This window comes from Burkholderia sp. HI2500, assembly GCF_002223055.1.
In the GTDB taxonomy this organism is placed as follows: domain Bacteria; phylum Pseudomonadota; class Gammaproteobacteria; order Burkholderiales; family Burkholderiaceae; genus Burkholderia.
The window spans coordinates 2,143,480-2,158,372 of record NZ_NKFL01000004.1 but is presented as its reverse complement, the minus strand read 5'-3'; the positions used below and the strand labels follow the sequence as shown (position 1 = coordinate 2,158,372).

Below are 14,893 nucleotides of genomic sequence, written 5' to 3'. Positions count from 1 at the left end.
TTTGCCTGATGACCATAGCGAGTCGGTCCCACCCCTTCCCATCCCGAACAGGACCGTGAAACGACTCTACGCCGATGATAGTGCGGATTCCCGTGTGAAAGTAGGTAATCGTCAGGCTCCCTAAGCCAAGAACCCCCGCCCGAAAGGCGGGGGTTTTTGCATTTGGGCGGCGGAAATGCATGTGTGGTGAGAGAAGAGCGCTTCATTCATCACATCCCAACGGCACGCACACCAGATCAATCAGCCGCCATCCTGCAGTCGATCCTTATCCCGGAACGAAACCACGCGATTTGATACGATCGACGTGTCGTCGGCGATTGCACACGTCGACGTTCATGTTTGAAACCAGGGCTTGATGGAGAGAGCGGAAATGAATATCGGCGACGCGTCGCGCGAATCCGGAGTCAGCGCAAAGATGATCCGGTACTACGAACAGGTGGGCCTGCTGGCGCCAAGCAAGCGTACCGACGCCGGTTACCGGATCTACGGCGCAGACGAGATCCATATCCTGCGCTTCATCCGTCAGGCGCGACGCCTTGGCTTTCTCGTCGAGGACATCCGCAAGCTGCTGATGCTCTGGCAAGACCGTTCCCGCGCGAGCGCCGAAGTGAAGTCAATCGCCCTCGAGCACGTGGCCGAACTCGACAAGCGCATCGCCGAGCTGAGCGACATGCGCGACACACTGGCCGATCTTGCTGCGCACTGTCATGGTGACGGGCGGCCCGAATGCCCGATTTTGGCGCGTCTGTCCGACCCTGTCGGTGAACCAAATTAGTGCGTTCGCTCGACGTCCCAATCAGGCATTGACTCGATTTTGATAAAAATCAATGGGTTATGAAGTGGCGTCGGTCAGCCATTCCGATTTGGAATGGTTCCCATGCAAGTATTTCACTAGCATCTTGGTGCGGCATCGCTATAATTAGGGATAACCCTATACGGGAAATCCCTGAACACCGATTCACCAGGGGTCCCCCTTCCTTGGAGAATGTCATGATCGCCTACATCGTCGAAAAGCTGAGCAACTGGTTCGAATCCGCAGAACGTGAACGCCGTGAGGCCTACCTTGCCACGTCGTCGGACATCGTCCAGCTCGAGAGCCGCATCCGCTCGCTCGAAACCAACGGCTACTCGCTGTAATCGAAGTCACCGTCAGGTGCCACGTGGCACCGAACGATAAGCAAGCCCCGTATTTGACGGGGCTTTGTTTTTTTGTGCGTCGGATCTGGCGCAATCGTCAGTGCAGCGCTATGGTATGCACCTGCTTTTCATCCTGAAGGACACGATCATGCGTTTGCGTCTCGATGTGCGTCGAAGTGCCCGCGCGCGTCTCGTTGTGGGCGCGGCGGTGCTGGTCCACGGACTCGCGGCTGTTGCTGCGACGTCGTCCAAGCCGCTGATTCTCGATACGCAACGCGGTATCCAGGACGGCAAGGGCGGGTTGGTGCTGCAGACGGCCCCGTTGTCTTCCGAGCCGATCGTCGAGCCGGCAGGGATGCGCGCTCCGGCCGGGCAGGCGCCGAACACGTCGGTTCCGCTGTTCGTCGCGCCGTATATCAATGTCCCCGCATGGGGTGGGCAGCCGGTCAACCAGCCGAGGCTCGCGCCGAGACCTCAGCCGTAACGGCCAGTCACCCGATCAGTTTCCGCGGTGCTCGATCTGGCAGCGGGCGCCGCTATCCTGTCCGAGCATCTCGACCAGGTAGGGCAGTGCCTCGTTCATGCTCTGGGCGAGCGTATACGGCGGATTCAGAATGAACATCCCGCTGCCGTAGAGACCTAGCCCGTCAGTCGGCGGATTCGACACCGTCAGTGTCAGGTGCAGCCAGTTGTTCGGTTGCAGGCGCTTCAACTGCTCGGGAAAACGCTGCGATTCCGTCCGGGTCACCTGCGGGTACCAGACTGCATAGCAGCCCGTCGCGAAACGCTTCAGACACTCCGTCACGCAAGCCACCGTGCGCGCGTAATCCTTCTTGTCCTCGTAGGACGGGTCGATCAGCACGAGTGCGCGTCGCGGCGGCGGCGGCAGCAGCGCCTTGATGCCTTCGAAGCCGTCGCCGGCGAAGATCATCGCGCGTCGGCCTGCATCGCGGAAATTATGGCGCAGCACGTCGATTTCCGTCGTGTGCATTTCGAACAGGCGCATGCGGTCCTGCTCGCGCATCGATCGCCATGCGATGTACGGGGAACCCGGGTAGAAGCGCAGTTCACCGTCGTCGTTCAACGCGCGTACTTCATCCACATAGTCGCCCAGCGCCTCCGGCAGGTTCTTCTCGTTCCACAGTCGGCCGATGCCGGTGTCGAATTCCGACGTCTTCGCCGCGTAGCCGTCGCGCAGCGAGTACACGCCGGCACCTGCATGCGTGTCGATGTACCAGTAAGACTTGTCCTTCTTGTTCAGGTAGCGCAGCAGCTGAACGACGACGGCGTGCTTGAGCACGTCCGCGTGGTTGCCTGCGTGAAAACCGTGACGATAACTGAGCATGGCGGGCTGCCTGAAACGAAAGGTGAATCGATGAAAGCGGTCGATCGTGCGCGGCCGTCAGGCCGGGCGCCGATGCGGGCCGCGTATTGTACGCGAGTGACCGCGCATCGCCTTACTCGTACGCATCGCCGACCACCTCCTCGATGCGTTGCTTCACATCCGGCGTCAGCTTCGCGGCAACGTCGAGCGCGCGCATGTTGTCACTGATCTGCTCGATCCGCGACGCGCCGGTGATGACTGAACTCACACGCGGATTTGCGAGTACCCACGCGATCGCGAGTTGGGCCGTGCTGCAGCCGAGTTCGGCTGCAATTGTGCCGAGCCGTTCGACGATGTCGTTGGCGGCCGGATTGGTCAGGCGGTCGCGCATCCAGTCGTAACCCTGTAACTGGGCGCGGCTGCCGGGCGGCACGCCGTTACGGTACTTGCCGGTGAGCAGGCCCGATGCCAGCGGGCTCCAGGTCGTGAGGCCGAGACCGTAGTCTTCGTAGAGCCGCGCATATTCCTGTTCGACCCGCGTGCGGTGGAACAGGTTGTACTGCGGCTGCTCGACGACCGGCTTGTGCAGGTGATGCCGCTCGGCGATCTCGCACGCAGCACGGATCTCGTCGGCACTCCATTCCGACGTGCCCCAGTACAGCGCCTTGCCGCGCACGATCATGTCGCTCATTGCCCAGACGGTTTCCTCGATCGGCGTGTTCGGGTCGGGACGATGGCAATAGACGAGGTCGACATAGTCGAGTTGCAGCCGGCGCAGCGAGCCGTCGATGGCGTTCAGCAGGTATTTCCGGTTCAGCGTGTGATACTGGTTCGGCGCTTCGGCGAGCCCCCAGAAGAACTTCGTGGACACGATGTAGCTGATGCGCGGCCAGTCGAGTGCCTTGAGCGCGTGGCCCATGATTTCCTCGGATTTGCCGCCGGCGTAGACCTCGGCATTGTCGAAGAAATTGACGCCAGCGTCGCGCGCCGCAGCCAGGCATTCGCGTGCGACCCGCTGGTCGACCTGGTTGCCGTACGTTACCCACGAACCGAGCGAAAGCTCGCTGATCTGCAGGCCGGAGCGGCCTAGCCGTCGATAGTGCATGCGAATCTCCTGCGTGATGGAACCGACCTTAAGCTTAGACGTTTTGCGCGCGAACGGCGGGGCCGATCGTGCACAATGACGGCTGGCCCGCCAGCACGATCGCGCGACGGTAGCGGATGCGGCGGGCGCTTGTTTTATCGATCCGACAACGGGAGGAGACGGACATGGCAGCAGATCTGAGCGGCAAGACCGCAGTCGTCACGGGCGCCGCGAGCGGCATCGGCAAGGAAATCGCACTCGAGCTCGCGAAAGCGGGCGCGGCCGTCGCGATCGCCGACCTGAACCAGGACGGCGCGAACGCGGTCGCTGACGAGATCGTCAAGGCGGGCGGCAAGGCGATCGGCGTCGCGATGGACGTGACGAACGAGGAAGCCGTGAACAGCGGTATCGACAAGGTGGCCGAAACGTTCGGCTCGGTCGACATCCTGGTGTCGAACGCGGGCATCCAGATCGTCAATCCGATCGAGAACTATTCGTTCGCCGACTGGAAGAAGATGCAGGCGATCCACGTCGACGGCGCGTTCCTGACGACCAAGGCCGCGCTGAAGCACATGTACAAGGACGATCGCGGCGGTGTCGTGATCTACATGGGTTCGGTGCACTCGCACGAGGCGTCGCCGCTGAAGTCGGCGTACGTGACGGCCAAGCACGGCCTGCTCGGCCTGGCCCGCGTGCTGGCGAAGGAAGGCGCGAAGCACAACGTGCGCTCGCACGTCGTGTGTCCGGGCTTCGTGCGCACGCCGCTGGTCGACAAGCAGATTCCGGAGCAGGCGAAGGAGCTCGGGATCAGCGAAGAGGAAGTGGTGAAGAAGGTGATGCTTGGCAATACGGTCGACGGCGTGTTCACGACCGTTCAGGACGTCGCGCAGACGGTGCTGTTCCTGTCGGCCTTCCCGAGCGCCGCGCTCACGGGCCAGTCGGTCGTCGTCAGCCACGGCTGGTTCATGCAGTGATGCGGGTGCGGGCGGGTCGCTGCCCGCCGGTGAATGGCATAAAAAACGCGCTCCACGGAGCGCGTTTTTCATTTTGGCAGGGCGGGGCCGATGACGGCTGCCGCCTGCTCAAGCCGTGTTACTTCAGGACGGCTGCGACCGCATTGGCGACCACGTCGAGGTTGCGCGTGTTCAGTGCTGCGACGCAGATCCGGCCCGTGCCGACTGCGTAGATGCCGAACTCGTCGCGCAGGCGATCGACTTGCGCCGAGGTCAGGCCCGAATACGAGAACATCCCGCGCTGCTCGTTGATGAAGCTGAAGTCGCGATCGACACCGCTTGCCTTCAGGCGCTCGACGAGACCATTGCGCATTGCGCGGATGCGATCGCGCATTTCACCGAGTTCCTGCACCCACGAAGCGTGCAGTTCCGGCGAAGCGAGCACCGCTGCGACCACGGCGCCGCCATGGGTCGGCGGGTTCGAGTAGTTCGTGCGGATCACGCGCTTCAGTTGCGACAGCACGCGCGTCGCTTCTTCCTTGCTCGACGTGATGATCGACAGTGCGCCGACGCGCTCGCCGTACAGCGAGAACGACTTCGAGAACGACGACGACACGAATGCGTTCAGGTCAGCCGCGGCAAACAGGCGCACGGCAGCGGCATCGGCCTCGATGTTCTCGCCGAACCCCTGGTAGGCCATGTCGAGGAACGGCACGAGGTTGCGCGCCTTAACGACGTCGACGATCTGCTGCCATTGCGCTTCGGTCAGGTCCACGCCGGTCGGGTTGTGGCAGCATGCATGCAGCACGACGACCGTACCTGCCGCGTAGCTGTTCAGTGCCGACAGCATGCCTTCGAAGTTCACGCCATTGGTGGCAGCGTCGTAATACGGGTACGCAACGACTTCGAAGCCGGCTGCTTCGAACAGCGCGCGGTGGTTTTCCCAGCTCGGATCGCTGATCGCGACCTTCACGTTCGGGTTCACGGTGCGCAGGAAATCCGCGCCGATCTTCAGCGCGCCCGTGCCGCCCAGTGCCTGGGCCGTGACCACGCGACCTGCCGCGATCAACGGCGAGTCGTTGCCGAGCAGCAGCTTCTGCACGGCCGCATCGTAGGCGGCGATGCCGTCGATCGGCAGGTAGCCGCGCGGCAGGCCGGCTTCGACACGCACCTTCTCTGCTTCACGAACCGCGCGCAGCAGCGGAATCTTGCCTTCTTCGTTCGTGTACACACCGACGCCGAGGTTGACCTTGGTCGGACGCGTATCGGCGTTGAAGGCTTCGTTCAGGCCCAGGATCGGGTCGCGGGGAGCAAGCTGGACAGCGGAGAAGAGCGACATGATGATTCGGCAGTAGTGAAAAGAGGGTCAGGCTTTCAACGGGCGGGGCGGGCGCGGTGGATGGACCGCGCGCAGGCAGGCACGACGCCGGAAAGCGCAGCAGCCTGACATTGTAGCGAATTCACGCAGGCGGGGGCGGCGTTTCGGCGGCGAAATTCGGCCGGGAATCGCGATTTCGGGCGGCCGTCGCGCGTCAGGAGCCGGCAGCAGTTCGCGAGGCCGCGAAGCGCTAGAATGCTTTCTTTGCCCTCGCTCCGGCCGCATTCCATGTCCGAACATAAAGCCGAAACCGGCGACGCGCTCGACGAATCGAAATTCGTGACCTTCGAAGGGTCGCCGTTCCAGCTGTATCAACCGTATCCGCCCGCAGGCGACCAGCCGACCGCGATCCAGACGCTCGTCGAAGGGGTCGAGGACGGCCTCTCGTTCCAGACGCTGCTCGGCGTGACGGGCTCGGGCAAGACCTTCACGATGGCGAACACGATCGCGCGGCTCGGCCGCCCGGCGATCGTGTTCGCGCCGAACAAGACGCTCGCCGCGCAGCTCTACTCGGAATTTCGCGAGTTCTTCCCGCGCAACGCGGTCGAGTACTTCGTCTCGTACTACGACTATTACCAGCCTGAAGCGTACGTGCCGCAGCGCGACCTGTTCATCGAGAAGGACTCGTCGATCAACGAGCACATCGAGCAGATGCGGCTGTCGGCGACGAAGAGCCTGATGGAGCGCCGCGACGTCGTGATTGTCGCGACGGTGTCGGCGATCTACGGTATCGGCAATCCGTCCGAATATCACCAGATGATCCTGACGCTGCGCGCCGGCGACAAGCTCGGCCAGCGCGACGTGATCGCGCGGCTGATCGCGATGCAGTACACGCGCAACGAGCAGGATTTCCAGCGCGGCACGTTCCGCGTGCGCGGCGACACGATCGACATCTTCCCGGCCGAACACGCGGAACTGGCCGTGCGCGTCGAACTGTTCGACGACGAGGTGGAGACGCTGCAGCTGTTCGACCCGCTGACGGGGCGCGTGCGGCAGAAGATCCCGCGCTTCACCGTGTATCCGTCGTCGCACTACGTGACGCCGCGCGACACCGTGATGCGCGCGGTCGAGACGATCAAGGACGAATTGCGCGAGCGCCTCGAGTACTTTCACAACGACGGCAAGCTCGTCGAGGCGCAGCGCCTCGAGCAGCGCACGCGCTTCGATCTCGAGATGCTGCAGGAGCTCGGCTTCTGCAAGGGCATCGAGAACTACTCGCGACATTTCTCGGGCGCGGCGCCCGGCGATCCGCCGCCGACCCTCGTCGACTACCTGCCGCCCGATGCGCTGATGCTGCTCGACGAGTCGCACGTGCTGATCGGCCAGCTGAACGGCATGTACAACGGCGACCGCGCACGCAAGGAAAACCTCGTCAACTACGGGTTCCGACTGCCGTCGGCGCTGGACAACCGGCCGCTGAAGTTCCCCGAGTTCGAACGCAAGATGCGCCAGGTCGTGTTCGTGTCGGCCACGCCGGCCGACTACGAGAAGAGCGTGACCGGGCAGATCGCCGAACAGGTCGTGCGGCCGACGGGCCTGGTCGATCCGGAAATCGAAGTGCGGCCGGCGAGCTCGCAGGTCGACGACGTGCTGGCCGAGATCAACGCGCGCGTCAAGGCCGAGGAGCGCGTGCTGATCACCGTGCTGACGAAGCGCATGGCCGAGCAGCTCACCGAGTTTCTGGCCGATCACGGGGTCAAGGTGCGTTACCTGCACAGCGACATCGATACGGTCGAGCGCGTCGAGATCATCCGCGACCTGCGGCTCGGCACGTTCGACGTGCTGGTCGGGATCAACCTGCTGCGCGAAGGGCTCGACATTCCCGAGGTGTCGCTCGTCGCGATCCTCGACGCGGACAAGGAGGGCTTCCTGCGCGCGGAGCGCTCGCTGATCCAGACGATCGGCCGCGCGGCGCGGAACGTGAACGGCAAGGCGATCCTCTACGCGGACAACATGACCGAGTCGATGAAGCGCGCGATCGGCGAGACCGAGCGGCGCCGTGCGAAGCAGATCGCGCACAACGAAAAGATGGGCATCACGCCGCGCGGGGTCGTGAAGCGCATCAAGGACATCATCGACGGCGTCTACAACGCGGACGAGGCACGCGCGGAGTTGAAGGAAGCGCAGCAGCGCGCGAAATTCGAGGACATGTCGGAAAAGCAGCTCGCCAAGGAAATCAAGCGCCTCGAAAAGCAGATGGCCGACTACGCGAAGAATCTCGAGTTCGAGAAGGCCGCCGCGACCCGCGACCAACTTGCGCTGCTGCGCGAGCGTGTGTTCGGCGCGAACGTCGGCGATCACGTCAACGGCGGCCGGTAAATCTTTCCAAGCGTCACCGAAACCCTGCGGTAACGAACCTGTAAGCCTTGTCGGATCAGGGGTTTACACGGCTCTCCGTTTGTTCCGAAACAGGTTCGGTGCTAAACTCCGTGATTATTGAGAATTGTTCGCATTAACGTTCTTTGTCGCGTTAGTGTTTTCAGTGGGCCGGCTGGCGGTCGGTCCGCATGGTTCCAGATCAAATAACAAGGAGTGTCCATGTTGGGTTCTTCGTTCATCCGCACGACGGTTGCGGTAGCGGCGGCGCTTGCCGCGATGTCGGCCTTGGCTGCCGAATATCCGATCGGCAAGCAGCAGATCCAGGGCGGCATGGAAATCGGCGCGGTGTACCTGCAGCCGATCACGATGGACCCGGAAGGGATGATGCGCAAGGCGTCGGATTCCGACATCCACCTCGAGGCCGACATCCATGCGGTCAAGAACAACCCGACGGGTTTCGCGGAAGGCGACTGGATGCCGTACCTGCAGGTCACGTACAAGCTGACGAAGCAGGGCGACACGAAGTGGAAGGCTGAAGGCGACCTGATGGGCATGGTCGCGAGCGACGGTCCGCACTACGGCGACAACGTGAAGCTGAACGGCCCGGGCAAGTACCACCTGACGATGGTCGTCAAGCCGCCGATGCAGACGGGCCACATGGCGTTCGGCCGTCACATCGACAAGGAAACGGGCGTGGGCGCATGGTTCAAGCCCATTACCCTCGAGTACGACTTCCCGTTCGCCGGTATCGGCAAGAAGGGCGGTTACTGATCGGTGGCATCACGAACGGCGCGCTTCGGCGCGCCGTCGGCGTAGAGAACCCAGAATGAAAATTCCCCAGAAAATCGTTGCCGCAGCCGCTGCGTTGTGGCTTGCCGGCGCAGCGTACGCTGCCGATCTGCCGACGTTCAAGCTCGAGATGACGGACGGCAAGCTGAATCCCGCCCGCATCGAAGTGCCGGCCGGCCAGCGTTTCAAGATCGAGATCAAGAACACCGGCAAGGGCGCCGCCGAATTCGAGAGCGTGCAACTGCGCAAGGAGAAGGTGCTCGCGCCGGGCGCCGATTCATTCGTGGTCGTCGCACCGTTGTCACCGGGTGAATACAAGTTTTTCGACGATTTCCACCAGCAGGCGCAGGGCGTGATCGTCGCGAAGTAATGCGTTTTATCTGCGCGCGGGCGCACCTGCCTGGTGTACCGCGCGTCAGGAGGTATCGATGGGTCAGATCTTGTTCATCGTCTGGCGGGAGAGCGTCGAAGCGCTGCTCGTCGTCGGCATTCTCTATGCATGGCTGAAAAACGGCGACGACGACGCGCGCCGCGGCCTGCCTTTTCTCTGGGCCGGCGTCGGTGTCGGCTTGCTGATGGCCGTCGGCCTCGGTGCCGCACTGGTCGGTTTCACCGAAGTGCTGTCCGGCGACGCGCAGGACTACTTCCAGACTGCCATGGTGCTGATCGCATGCGTGCTGATCGTGCAGATGGTGCTGTGGATGCGCCGGCACGGCCGCACGCTGAAGCGCGACATGGAGCAATCGCTGCAGCAGAGCACGCGCGATTCGAACTGGTGGGGTGTCGCGGTGCTGGTCGCGCTCGCGATCGCGCGCGAAGGCAGCGAGACGGTGATCTTCCTGTACGGTCTCGGTTTCGGCCAGTCGGGTCACGTCGACGGCAGCCAGATGCTCGCGGTCGTGATCGGCCTCGGCCTCGCGTTCCTCACGTTCTATCTGCTGCAACTCGGCGGCAAGTATTTCTCGTGGCGGCATTTCTTCCGCGTCACGGAAGTGATGCTGCTGTTCCTCGGCGCCGGCCTGTTCCAGACGGGCGTCGACAAGCTGATCGACAAGGAAATCCTGCCGCTCGGCATTTCGCAGGTGTGGGACACGTCCGCGATCCTCGATGATTCGGGCACGTTCGGCTCGCTCGTCGCCACGCTGACCGGCTATCGTGCCCACCCGGCGCTGACCAACCTGGTCGCGTATGCGGTGTACTGGGCGGTGGTCTGGCTGCTGATGAAGCGCGCGAGCCGTCGTCCGGCAGTCGCGGCAGGTCGCGCGGCATGAGCGTTGTCGCCGCAGCCAAGCAAGGCTGGCTCGCGCAGGCCGGCCAATGGATGCAGCGCCACGGTGCGCTGATCCGCGGCATCCAGTGGGCCGTCGTCGCCGTCTATGCGTTCCTGATCATCGTGCCGGCGGTGTTGCCGCTGCCGGACGACTCCGCACACCTGTGGAACAACCTCACGCTGATCGCGCAATTCACGTTCTGGGGCATCTGGTGGCCGTTCGTACTGCTGTCGATGGTGATGCTCGGCCGTGTCTGGTGCGGCGTGCTGTGTCCGGAAGGGGCGCTCACCGAATTCGCGAGCAAGTTCGGCCGCGGCGGCCCGATTCCGCGCTGGATGCGGTGGGGCGGCTGGCCGTTCGTCGCGTTCGGGCTCACGACGATCTACGGGCAGATGGTGAGCGTGTACCAGTACCCGCTCGCGGTGCTGTTCGTGCTCGGCGGCTCGACCGTCGGCGCGATCGTGATCGGCGTGCTGTACGGCCGCGAAAAGCGCGTGTGGTGCAAGTACCTGTGCCCGGTCAACGGCGTGTTCGGGCTGCTCGCGCGGCTCGCGCCGATGCGCTACAAGGTCGACGAGGATGCATGGCGCCGGTCGTACAAGAACGGCGAGCATGGGCATCGCGTGATTCCGATCAACTGCGCGCCGCTCGTGCCGTTGCGCAACATGAAGGGCGCGGCGGACTGCCACATGTGCGGCCGCTGCAGCGGGCACCGGGATGCGATCTCGCTGTCGTTGCGCTCGCCGTCCGACGAGGTCGTGAACCTCGGCGCGCAGCAGGCGAACCCGTGGGACACCGCGCTGATCCTGTACGGCCTGCTCGGCGTCGCGATCGGTGCGTTCCACTGGACCGTCAGCCCGTGGTTCGTGCAGATCAAGCAATGGCTTGCGGGCTGGCTGATCGACCATGACATCACGTGGCCGCTCGAGACCAATGCGCCGTGGTTCCTGCTCACGCACTATCCGGATCGTAACGACGTGTTCTCGTGGCTCGACGGCGGGCTGGTCATCAGCTACATCGTCGGCACGGGGCTCGTGTACGGCACGGCACTGCTGGTGCTGCTGGCCGGCGCGACGCTGATGCTCGGCCGCTTCGATCGCGTGCGGCTGCATCATCTTGCACAGGCGTTGATTCCGATTGCAGGAGCGGGGGTGTTCCTTGGCCTGTCGGCCACGACACTGTCGCTGCTGCGTGCCGAGCAAGTGCCGCTCGGCTGGGCGACCGATGTGCGCATCGCGATCCTGGTCGGCGCCAACGCATGGAGTGCGTGGCTCGCGTGGAAAGTGACGGGGCGTTATGCGGGCTGGCCGCGCCGGCTTGCGGCGTTCGCGTGGTTCGCCGTCGCGCTTGCCGTCATCGACAGCGCCTGGTGGTTGATGTTCTGGGGTTTCTGAAGCGGATCGCGTGCCGCTTCGGCGGTCACGCAGCGACGCGGTAACGAACCTGGGCGGCATGCTTCACGCATCGGGCGCCCAAACAAAAAAGCGACACGTCGAAGGACGTGTCGCTTTTTTTCTTCCTTGTGCGAGAACCAAAAAAAGTGGCTTGGCTTGCTGCAACGGCTGCTTGAGTGTGTTTGCACGAAGGGGTCTAGATCTCGCGTGCAAGCCGTTACGCTGGCTACTGCCCAACACCTCTCAGGGAGGTGGTCCCCACAATACTCTGTCTTACTTCGTCAGGATCAGTTTGCCGAGCCGTGTGGCGCGCAACTGATAGGTCTCTCCGTTATGCGCGATGCTGACGTGGCTTTGGCCTTGCAGCAGCGCATCGCTGCTGACGACCCGCGTGCCTGCTTCGCGGTTGCCGGCGGGTTTCGCCGGCGTGGTGACCGCTGCCGTCTTCTGACGGCTGCTGCCTGCGGTGCCGGTCGTGCGGCGCAAGGTCAGCGTGGTCGGGGTCGGGCGCATGGTGTCGGTCATTCGGTTGATCGGTGACTGTCGATACGATGGAATGAATTCTAAATGATAACTATTCCCATTTACAAAAACTCTTTATCGATCGAAACGACGAGCCTGATAGCTTGAGTCAAAGGAGCGGCCCGTAGGCCGCGATCGGGTTCAGTGCAGCGGATCGGGGTCCTTGCGGCCCTGCGCGTATTCGCGGATCAGGCGGACCGTGTCGATATCCGACGTGCGGTACGCTTCCTTGACGATCCCGTGCGTCTGACGCGCGTCTTCGCTGTCGTCCGTGACGACCAGCGTCGTGCGGTATTCGAAACGCAGGAACAGCTCGTGGTCGTCGCGCTCCTCGATCGTCATCGTCAGCGAGCCGCCGATCTCGCCATCGGCGGCGAGGATGTCGTAGCGAACCTGCTGGTTCGGCGTGAACGTGACGTGGTCGCGCACGGTCGCGTGACCGTAGTGCAGCTCGCGTTCGAGCGTAGTGTCCGTCCGTTCGTGGACGACACAGCTGTCGAGACCGAGCACGAACAGTTGCGGCTGTTCGGCGCGCAACACGAGACCTTCCCAGAGCTGGTCGCGGGTGAGGGTCGGCACGGCCGGATCGTCGGAATTGATCTGGATCAGATGTTCGAAGTTCAAGGGGACGAGTTCCTTCTGGTGGCGGGCGGCCACGTGGTTCAAGAAGTCATTGTGACGCAAAACGGGCGGTTTCGCGGCACCTGCGCGCCCGTCCGTGCGTCATGCTTCGATGCGCCCCATGCGACCGGTCTGGTAGTCGACGACCGCCTGCCGGATCTCTTCCTCGGTGTTCATCACGAACGGCCCGTAGCGGACGATCGGCTCGTTGAGCGGCACGCCGCCGATCAGGAGCAGGTCGAGCGGCGTGTCGCCGGCGGCGAACGTGACGGTGTCGCCGTCATCGCAGTACACGACCATGTGTCGTGCGTCGACCGCCTGCCTGGCGGGCCCGTAGAGGCCTGTTCCGTCGATCGGATAGGCGAACACACGATAGCCTGCCGGGACGGCCTGCGTGACCGTTGCGCCCGGTTGCAGCGTGAAATGCTGGTAGAGGATCGGTGTGCGTGTCTCGATCGCGGCGCGGACGCCGAACGCTTCGCCGGCGATCACGCGCACCCGTGCGCGGCCGTCAGGTGAGGTCGCGGTCGGGATGCGGTCGGCGGGGATCTCCTGGTAGCGCGGCGCGATCAGCTTGTCGCGGCGCGGCAGGTTGACCCACAGCTGGAAACCGTGCGAGCGGCCGCCCGTTTGCGCGAATTCCGGGTCCGGCATTTCGCTGTGCACGACGCCGGCGCCCGCCGTCATCCATTGCACGTCGCCCGGGCCGAGCGTGCCGGCATGGCCGGACGAGTCGCGATGGCGGAAGCGCCCGTCGAGCGCGTAGGTCACGGTCTCGAAGCCGCGATGCGGATGGTCGGGGGCGCCCTTGGCTTCGCCGGGCGCGTAGTCGACGGGGCCCATTTCGTCGAGCAGCAGGAACGGATCGAAATCCATCAGCAGCCGGGTCGGGAACGGGCGGTGAACCACGAAGCCGCCGCCTTCGGTCGTGCGAAGCGCGGGGAACGTACGGTCAAGCGAGCGAGCGGTCGTCATGCGGAAGCCCTCGAAATCAACGGAATAGCGTTATTTTTGAAACATAGCGCTATTATATTGGGCGTTTTACCGTTCAATTCGCGAAGGTTCGCAATGGATTGTTCTGAAATTGGAACGATGACATGAATATCGATGCACATAACCTGAACGACCTCATGTACTTTTCGCAGGTCGTCGAACATGGCGGTTTCTCGGCCGCGGAGCGCGTGCTGGGCATCTCGAAATCGCGCCTGTCGCGGCGCCTGACCGAACTCGAGGCGGCGCTCGGCGTGCGCCTGCTGCAGCGCTCCACACGCAAGCTCGCGCTGACCGAGGCGGGGGAACTGTTCTACCAGCATTGCCAGGCGATGCTGGCCGAAGCGCAGGCGGCGATGAACGCGGTGCAGCAGTTGCGCTCATCGCCGCGCGGCTCGGTGCGCGTCAGCGTGCCCGTGACGCTGTCGCAGACGATGCTGTCGCGCATCCTGCCCGAATTCCTGCGTCGCTATCCCGAGGTGAAGGTGCACGTCCGCGTGACGAATCGGGTGATCGACCTGTTCGAGGATTCGATCGACGTCGCGCTGCGCGTGCGCTCGGAGCCGCCGCAGAACGCGAACATCGTCGTGCGGCCGCTGTGGCGCACCGAGCAGATGCTGGTCGGCGCGCCGAGCCTGCTGAGCCAGAATGCGCCGCCGCTGGTACCGGACGACCTGAGCGGCTTCGAGACACTCGATACGCCGAGCGTCGACGGGCGGCACGTGTTCAACCTGATCGCGCCGGACGGAACGCGTCACGTGCACGAGCACGACCCGCGGCTTGTGACGGCTGACCTGATGACGATCCGTGAAGCCGTGCTCGATGGCCTCGGCATCGCGGCATTGCCGGAGATGATGTACGGCAACGCGCTGAGGGCGGGGCAACTGTCGCCAGTGATGCCGGGCTGGACGCTGCCGGTGCCGCAACTGTACGCGGTGTTCGTGTCGCGGCAGGGGATGCCGCCGGCGGTGCGTGCGTTCGTCGACTATCTGGTGGAGAAGCTCGATCACGGCGCCTACCAGGATCCGGGGTGCCCGGAACGCGCGAAGAAGGAAGCGGCGGCGGATGTTTCGGCGACCTGAACACGACGCGCACGGCGACGCAAATTTGT

The 14,893-nt window shown here is 63.7% G+C and carries 16 protein-coding genes and 1 rRNA gene; 11 read left to right on the top strand and 6 right to left on the bottom strand.

The features are described from left to right. Positions 1-4 precede the first annotated feature (4 nt). From rrf to CFB45_RS12750, 4 genes are all read left to right on the top strand, one after another. Positions 5-117, top strand: a 5S ribosomal RNA gene (gene rrf / locus CFB45_RS12765). 253 nt (positions 118-370) lie between these two features. Beyond that, positions 371-775: a Cu(I)-responsive transcriptional regulator gene (gene cueR, locus CFB45_RS12760; protein WP_041493104.1), complete on the top strand. Its 405-nt coding sequence runs from the start codon at positions 371-373 to the stop codon at positions 773-775. Between the two features lie 215 nt (positions 776-990). Then, positions 991-1,137 carry a DUF3563 family protein gene (locus CFB45_RS12755; RefSeq protein ID WP_006478295.1) on the top strand — a complete coding sequence of 49 codons (147 nt, stop codon included), beginning with the start codon at positions 991-993 and terminating at the stop codon, positions 1,135-1,137. Positions 1,138-1,285: 148 nt separating this feature from the next. Beyond that, on the top strand, positions 1,286-1,621 hold the full coding sequence (locus CFB45_RS12750) for a hypothetical protein (RefSeq protein WP_089425961.1): 336 nt from the start codon (positions 1,286-1,288) through the stop codon (positions 1,619-1,621). A gap of 15 nt (positions 1,622-1,636) precedes the next feature. Here the strand turns inward: CFB45_RS12750 and CFB45_RS12745 are convergent, their stop codons facing one another. Together CFB45_RS12745 and CFB45_RS12740 are read right to left on the bottom strand one after the other, a co-directional pair. Next, complete coding sequence (locus CFB45_RS12745) at positions 1,637-2,482, bottom strand: 23S rRNA (adenine(2030)-N(6))-methyltransferase RlmJ (protein ID WP_069248449.1); 846 nt, start codon at positions 2,480-2,482, stop codon at positions 1,637-1,639. 112 nt (positions 2,483-2,594) lie between these two features. Further along, the gene (locus CFB45_RS12740; RefSeq protein ID WP_089425835.1) at positions 2,595-3,566 is read right to left on the bottom strand and encodes a potassium channel beta subunit family protein; all 972 of its coding nucleotides are present in this window, start codon (positions 3,564-3,566) and stop codon (positions 2,595-2,597) included. A gap of 164 nt (positions 3,567-3,730) precedes the next feature. Between CFB45_RS12740 and CFB45_RS12735 the strand changes: the two genes are divergently transcribed. Then, on the top strand, positions 3,731-4,519 hold the full coding sequence (locus tag CFB45_RS12735) for a 3-hydroxybutyrate dehydrogenase (RefSeq protein ID WP_046543566.1): 789 nt from the start codon (positions 3,731-3,733) through the stop codon (positions 4,517-4,519). A 118-nt stretch (positions 4,520-4,637) separates the two neighbouring features. On the opposite strand, the gene CFB45_RS12730 is transcribed toward CFB45_RS12735, so the two are convergent. Further along, positions 4,638-5,837, bottom strand: a complete 1,200-nt coding sequence (locus tag CFB45_RS12730) for an amino acid aminotransferase (RefSeq protein ID WP_089425834.1) — start codon at positions 5,835-5,837, stop codon at positions 4,638-4,640. A 267-nt stretch (positions 5,838-6,104) separates the two neighbouring features. Between CFB45_RS12730 and uvrB the strand changes: the two genes are divergently transcribed. The 5 genes from uvrB (at position 6,105) to CFB45_RS12705 (ending at position 11,649) form a co-directional block, all read left to right on the top strand. Beyond that, the gene (gene uvrB / locus CFB45_RS12725) at positions 6,105-8,195 is read left to right on the top strand and encodes an excinuclease ABC subunit UvrB (protein ID WP_089425833.1); all 2,091 of its coding nucleotides are present in this window, start codon (positions 6,105-6,107) and stop codon (positions 8,193-8,195) included. Between the two features lie 219 nt (positions 8,196-8,414). Continuing rightward, the gene (locus CFB45_RS12720) at positions 8,415-8,966 is read left to right on the top strand and encodes an iron transporter (RefSeq protein WP_089425832.1); all 552 of its coding nucleotides are present in this window, start codon (positions 8,415-8,417) and stop codon (positions 8,964-8,966) included. A gap of 55 nt (positions 8,967-9,021) precedes the next feature. After that, positions 9,022-9,354, top strand: a complete 333-nt coding sequence (locus CFB45_RS12715; RefSeq protein ID WP_027786891.1) for a cupredoxin domain-containing protein — start codon at positions 9,022-9,024, stop codon at positions 9,352-9,354. 58 nt (positions 9,355-9,412) lie between these two features. Next, on the top strand, positions 9,413-10,255 hold the full coding sequence (locus tag CFB45_RS12710; protein ID WP_027784952.1) for an FTR1 family iron permease: 843 nt from the start codon (positions 9,413-9,415) through the stop codon (positions 10,253-10,255). Beyond that, complete coding sequence (locus CFB45_RS12705; protein WP_089425831.1) at positions 10,252-11,649, top strand: 4Fe-4S binding protein; 1,398 nt, start codon at positions 10,252-10,254, stop codon at positions 11,647-11,649. The genes CFB45_RS12710 and CFB45_RS12705 overlap by 4 nt, the downstream gene beginning before the upstream one ends. A 273-nt stretch (positions 11,650-11,922) precedes the next feature. Here the strand turns inward: CFB45_RS12705 and hemP are convergent, their stop codons facing one another. From hemP to CFB45_RS12690, 3 genes are all read right to left on the bottom strand, one after another. After that, complete coding sequence (hemP, locus tag CFB45_RS12700; RefSeq protein WP_039370075.1) at positions 11,923-12,174, bottom strand: hemin uptake protein HemP; 252 nt, start codon at positions 12,172-12,174, stop codon at positions 11,923-11,925. 138 nt (positions 12,175-12,312) lie between these two features. Next, a complete protein-coding gene (locus CFB45_RS12695) occupies positions 12,313-12,795 on the bottom strand; it encodes an SRPBCC family protein (RefSeq protein ID WP_039370078.1) in 483 nt (160 codons plus the stop codon). 99 nt (positions 12,796-12,894) lie between these two features. Further along, positions 12,895-13,767, bottom strand: coding sequence for a pirin family protein (locus CFB45_RS12690; RefSeq protein ID WP_089425830.1), 873 nt, complete (start codon positions 13,765-13,767; stop codon positions 12,895-12,897). Positions 13,768-13,889: 122 nt separating this feature from the next. Between CFB45_RS12690 and CFB45_RS12685 the strand changes: the two genes are divergently transcribed. Next, a complete protein-coding gene (locus tag CFB45_RS12685; protein ID WP_069248441.1) occupies positions 13,890-14,864 on the top strand; it encodes a LysR family transcriptional regulator in 975 nt (324 codons plus the stop codon). Positions 14,865-14,893: the final 29 nt, after the last annotated feature.